This window comes from Streptomyces sp. NPDC048352 (assembly GCF_040651895.1).
In the GTDB taxonomy this organism is placed as follows: Bacteria; Actinomycetota; Actinomycetes; order Streptomycetales; family Streptomycetaceae; genus Streptomyces.
Window position 1 is genome coordinate 1 of the sequence record NZ_JBEZKZ010000144.1, and the last position, 5203, is coordinate 5203.

Below are 5203 nucleotides of genomic sequence, written 5' to 3' on the forward strand. Positions count from 1 at the left end.
TCGTCACCGGCCGCCGGGGCACCAGGCCTGCGGCCCCGGCGCCGCACCGCGAGGGCCCCGGCGCCGCCACGCCCGCCGCCGTGTCCCCGGCGGCCCGGCCGGCACCCGCGCAGCCGGCCCTCACCCGGCCTCCGGCGGCCCGGACGCAGCCGGCCGGCGCGCGCCTCACCCGGGACCGGCTCACCCTCGTCACCGTGCCGCCCTCCCTCGCCGCACTGCTCGGGATGAGCGGCGGGGAGCGCACCCTGGTCCACCACCAGCACGTCTCCGGCCCGGGCGGGGAGACGCTCCGGCACACGGTGACGTACCTCTGCCCGCGCACGGTCGCGGCCACCCCGGAGCTGGCGGCCTACCTCGGCCGGCCGGACGGCGCCCTCAGCGAGGACCTGCGGCCGCTGCACCTCTGGCTGGAGCGGGCCACCGCCCGCGGCCGGACGTGCGAGACCATCACCATGACCCGCACCAGCCGCCCGGCGACCGCCGCGCCGCCCGTCTGCGGGCTGTCCGTACGCCGCACCGTGCACGACGGAGCGGGACGGCTGCTCGCCGTCACGGACCTGGCCTTCACCGGCTGGGACCGGCTCACCTTCCACCGCGAGCCCGAAGCGATCGGGTTCCGCGTCACTTAGGCCCGTCGGGCCCCGCCGCCGCTCCGGCCAGACCGGGGGACACGCCGGGTGCGACGGCCTTCCCGGCGGCGGGGGCGCCGGTGAGCAGGGCGAGCAGGCCGTCCACCTGCACCCCCGCCTCGGCCGGGTGCCGGAACATGGCGCCCGGCGAGATCTCGTAGCGGTTGCGCCGGCCGTCCCGCAGGCGCCGCAGGTACCCGTCCGCCTCGAGGTCGGTCACGATCGCCTGGACGGTGCGCTCAGTGAGCGCGCACACCAGGGCGACATCCCTCAGCCGCGCCCCGGGGTCCCGGGCGATGGTCACCAGGACGCGTGCGTGGTTTGTGAGAAATGTCCAGTTATGTCGGCTCACTGTACTTCCCATGCGGTCATGATGCGGCACAGGTTTCACGTGATACAAGACGCGAAAAGTATTTCCGGTATTTCTTGACGTGCGAGCCGAAGCAGTCCAGAGTCGAGGACTGTCAAGGTCCCGCGCCGCAAGCCGACCAGCCCAAGGAGCGAACCCCATGCCGGTACCCGCCCACCCCTTCCATACCGCCGACCCCGCCACGGACGACTCCGCCGCCGGCTGCCCGGCCCCGCTGCCCGGTCCGCGCAGCGGCCGCGCCGCAGCCCGCGAGGCGGGTCTGCCCCGGATCGACGAGCCCAGGGAAGTGGCCCCGGCTGACGCGCGCGAGCTGTCGAAGGTCTTCTTCGAGCGCCTGCGCGAACTGCCCGAGGGCACTGCCGAGCGCCAGTACGTCCGCAACACCCTGATCGAGATGAACGCCTCCCTGGTCCAGTACGCGGTCCGCCGCTTCCGGGGCCGCGCCGAAGGCGCCGCCGGGGACGTCGACGACATCGTCCAGGTCGGCACCATCGGCCTGATCAAGGCCATCGACCGGTTCGACCCGGCCCGCGAGAACGAGTTCGCCACCCTCGCCATGCCCTACATCACGGGCGAGATCAAGCGGCACTTCCGCGACACCGCCTGGGCCGTCCACGTCCCGCGCCGGCTCCAGGAGCTGCGCATCGAGATCGCCAAGGCGAAGGAGGAGCTGACGGTCCGGCTCGACCGCTCGCCCACCGTCGCCGACCTCGCCGCACACCTCGACCTCACCGACGAGCAGGTCATAGAGGGTCTGGTCGCCGCCAACGGCCACACCAGCGGCTCCCTGGACGCCCCGCACAGCGAGCACGGCGACGGCCCCACCGAGGGCCACTCCCTCGCCGAGGTGCTGGGGGAGGAGGAGCCGGCCCTGGAGCTCGTCGAGGACATCCAGACCCTGGCCCCGCTGCTCGAGCGGCTCAGCGAACGCGAACGCACCATGCTCCGGATGCGCTTCGGCGAAGAGCTCACCCAGGCCCAGATCGGCGCCGCCCTGGGCATCTCCCAGATGCAGGTCTCCCGACTCCTGACCCGGCTCCTCTCCCACCTGCGGACTTCCATGCTGGCCGACCTCGGCCCGGAGTCCGGGCGTCGCCCGGCCTGACGGTCCCGCCGTACACCTCGCGGCGTGAGTTGGATCACTTCACCGTTTGCCAGAGCGAAGGCCGGGCAGCCGGGTCGCTGGAGTGGAACCACGTCCGCGGCCGGTGGCCGGGGCGCGGACCGCGCGGGCCGATCCCGCCCCGCTCCCCGGCCCGCGGCCTGACGGCGGCGGGCCGGATCCGGTACGACCCGCGAGGTGTATGTGTCCACGCTCCAGGCCGAGCACGTCTACAAGGTGTTCGCCAGAAGCCCCGATCGCCAGGCGGCCGCGGTCCGCGCGCTCGAAGGCGGCGCCGACCGCGAGGAGCTGCGCGCCGACGGCACCACGGCGGCCGTGATCGACGCCTCCTTCCGCGTCGAGCCCGGCCAGATCTTCGTCGTCATGGGCCTGTCGGGCTCCGGCAAGTCCACCCTCCTGCGGATGCTCAACGGGCTCCTGGAGCCCACCTCCGGGCGCATCCTCTTCGACGGCGAGGACCTCACCGGGCTCACCCCGCGCGAGCTGCGCCGTGTACGCTCCACCAGGATCTCCATGGTGTTCCAGCACTTCGCGCTCTTCCCGCACCGCGACGTCCTGGCCAACGCCGCCTACGGCCTGGAGGTCCAGGGCGTCCCCCGGGCCGAGCGCGAGCGGCGGGGCGCCGAGGCGCTGGCGCTGTGCGGGCTCGGCGGCTGGGAGAACTCCTGGCCCGACGAGCTCTCCGGCGGCATGCAGCAGCGCGTCGGCCTCGCCCGCGCCCTGGCCACGGACGCCGACCTGCTCCTGATGGACGAGTCCTTCAGCGCGCTGGACCCGCTGATCCGCCGCGACATGCAGGACCAGCTGCTCGAACTCCAGCGGACCCTGAAGAAGACCATCGTCTTCATCACCCACGACCTCAATGAGGCCATGCGCCTCGGCGACCGGGTCGCCGTCATGCGCGACGGCCGGATCGTCCAGCAGGGCACCGCCGAGGACATCCTCATGCGCCCCGCCGACCGCTACGTCGCCTCCTTCGTCCAGGACGTGGACCGCTCCCGCGTGCTCACCGCCGACGCCGTCATGGACGAGGCGCCCGGCGCGGCGGACGCCTGCGGCTGCCCCACCGTCAGCGCCGACACCCCGCTCGCCGACCTCTGCGCCGTCAGCGCCCGCGTCCCCCACCCGGTCGCCGTCACCGGAGAGGACGGCGCCGTCGTCGGCTCCGTGCCCAAGGACCGGCTCGTCGCCTTCATCGGGGACGAACAACGGCCCCCCGTGGCCTGCGCGGAGGTGGCCGCCTGATGCCCCGCCTGCACATCGGAGCCTGGGCCGACAGCGCCGTCGACTTCCTCCAGCGCCACCTGTCCTGGCTCTTCGACACCATCAGCGCCCTGGTCGGCGGGTTCTACGACGGCATCGACGCCGTGCTGTCCGCCCCCGCCCCGCTGCTCTTCGCCGGGCTCCTCGCCGTCGCCGCCTGGTGGCTGCGCGGCCTGCTCGCGGGCCTGCTCTCCTTCGCGGCCTTCGCTCTCGTGGACTCCGTCGGCCTGTGGGACGAGGCCATGGCCACCCTGTCCCTGGTCCTGGTCGCCACCCTCGCCACGCTGCTGTTCGCACTCCCGCTCGGCGTCTGGGCCTCGCGCTCCGACAGGGTCAGCGCCGCCCTGCGGCCCGTACTCGACTTCATGCAGACCATGCCCGCGATGGTCTACCTCATTCCCGGCATCATCTTCTTCGGCGTGGGCGTGGTCCCCGGCATCATCGCCACGATCGTCTTCTCGCTGCCGCCCGGCGTACGGATGACCGAGCTCGGCATCCGCCAGGTCGACGCCGAGCTGGTCGAGGCCGCCGACGCCTTCGGCACCACCCCGCGCGACACCCTCGTACGCGTCCAGCTGCCGCTCGCCCTGCCCACGATCATGGCGGGCGTCAACCAGGTCATCATGCTCGGCCTGTCCATGGTCGTGATCGCCGGCATGGTCGGCGGCGGCGGCCTCGGCGGCGCCGTGTACCGCGCCATCGGCAGCGTCGACATCGGCCTCGGCTTCGAGGCGGGCCTGTCCATCGTCGTCCTCGCCATGTACCTGGACCGGATGACCGGCGCCCTCGGCCGCCAGGTCTCCACCGTCGGCCGCCGCGCGCAGGCCCTGGCCCGGTCCGCCGCGAGCGGTACGGCCCGGCTGTGGAACCACCGCCCGCAGCCCGCGTACGCCGTCACCGCGGCCGTCGTCCTCGCCCTCGTCGCCGGCGGACTGAGCACCTTCGGCGGCTCCACCGAGACCACCGCCGCGCCCGGCGCCCGCAACACCGGCAAGGGCCGCGAGGTCAGCATCGGCTACATCCCCTGGGACGAGGGCATCGCCTCCACCTTCCTGTGGAAGGAGCTGCTGGAACGCCGCGGCTACCAGGTGGACGCACGCCAGCTGGAGCTGGGCGCCCTGTTCACCGGGCTCGCCGGCGGCCAGGTCGACTTCCAGACCGACTCCTGGCTCCCCGTCACCCAGGCCCAGTACTGGGAGAAGTACGGGAACCGCCTGGAGGACCTCGGCACCTGGTACGGCCCCACCTCCATCGAGCTCTCCGTCCCCTCGTACGTGAAGGACGTGCGCTCCCTCGCCGACCTCAAGGGCAAGGGGGCGCGGTTCAAGGGCAGGATCATCGGCATCGAGCCGAGCGCGGGCGCCATGTCCCTCCTGAAGGAGAAGGTCCTCAAGGAGTACGGCCTCGACGGCGAGTACCAGGTCGTCGACGGCTCCACCCCCGGCATGCTCGCCGAGCTGAAGCGGGCCTACGAGAAGCAGGAACCGGTCGTCAGCGTGCTGTGGTCCCCGCACTGGGCCTACTCCACGTACGACCTGGCCAAACTGGCCGACCCGAAGGGCGTCTGGGGCAAGGGCGACGGCATCCACACCCTCGCCCGCAAGGGCTTCGCCGCCGACGAGCCGGAGATCGCCGGCTGGCTCAAGTCCTTCAAGCTGACCGAGGCCCAGCTCACCGGACTGGAGGCGAAGATCCAGGAGATGGGCAAGGGCAGGGAACAGCAGGCGGTCCGCGCCTGGCTGACCGACCACCCCGAGGTCGCGGACCTGCCCTGACCGGACACGCGCGGGGGCGCGGCTGGGACGTACCGTCCCAGCC

The 5203-nt window shown here is 73.0% G+C and carries 5 protein-coding genes; 4 read left to right on the forward strand and 1 reads right to left on the reverse strand.

All coding sequences use genetic code 11. The annotated features are described in order from the left end of the window. Nucleotides 1-629, forward strand: a 629-nt coding sequence (locus AB0D45_RS34415) for a hypothetical protein (protein ID WP_362466551.1), incomplete at its 5' end; no start/stop codon positions are given. Here AB0D45_RS34415 and AB0D45_RS34420 read toward each other — a convergent pair. Continuing rightward, entirely contained in the window at nucleotides 622-993 is a 372-nt protein-coding gene (locus AB0D45_RS34420) for a helix-turn-helix domain-containing protein (RefSeq protein ID WP_362466553.1), read from the reverse strand. The genes AB0D45_RS34415 and AB0D45_RS34420 overlap by 8 nt on opposite strands. A 145-nt stretch (nucleotides 994-1138) precedes the next feature. Between AB0D45_RS34420 and AB0D45_RS34425 the strand changes: the two genes are divergently transcribed. From AB0D45_RS34425 to AB0D45_RS34435, 3 genes are all read left to right on the forward strand, one after another. Beyond that, nucleotides 1139-2104, forward strand: coding sequence for a SigB/SigF/SigG family RNA polymerase sigma factor (locus AB0D45_RS34425; RefSeq protein ID WP_361610407.1), 966 nt, complete (start codon nucleotides 1139-1141; stop codon nucleotides 2102-2104). A 201-nt stretch (nucleotides 2105-2305) separates the two neighbouring features. Further along, nucleotides 2306-3367 carry a betaine/proline/choline family ABC transporter ATP-binding protein gene (locus tag AB0D45_RS34430; protein WP_362466558.1) on the forward strand — a complete coding sequence of 354 codons (1062 nt, stop codon included), beginning with the start codon at nucleotides 2306-2308 and terminating at the stop codon, nucleotides 3365-3367. Then, nucleotides 3367-5160 (forward strand): ABC transporter permease/substrate binding protein, encoded by a 1794-nt coding sequence (locus tag AB0D45_RS34435; protein ID WP_362466556.1) that lies wholly within the window; start codon nucleotides 3367-3369, stop codon nucleotides 5158-5160. The genes AB0D45_RS34430 and AB0D45_RS34435 overlap by 1 nt, the downstream gene beginning before the upstream one ends. The last annotated feature ends 43 nt before the right edge of the window (nucleotides 5161-5203 follow it).

Coding starts and splice junctions, on each gene's coding strand:
- AB0D45_RS34435 (WP_362466556.1), top strand. CDS start 3,367: ATGCCCCGCCTGCACATCGGAGCCTGGGCCGACAGCGCCGTCGACTTC.
- AB0D45_RS34420 (WP_362466553.1), bottom strand. CDS start 993: ATGGGAAGTACAGTGAGCCGACATAACTGGACATTTCTCACAAACCAC.
- AB0D45_RS34425 (WP_361610407.1), top strand. CDS start 1,139: ATGCCGGTACCCGCCCACCCCTTCCATACCGCCGACCCCGCCACGGAC.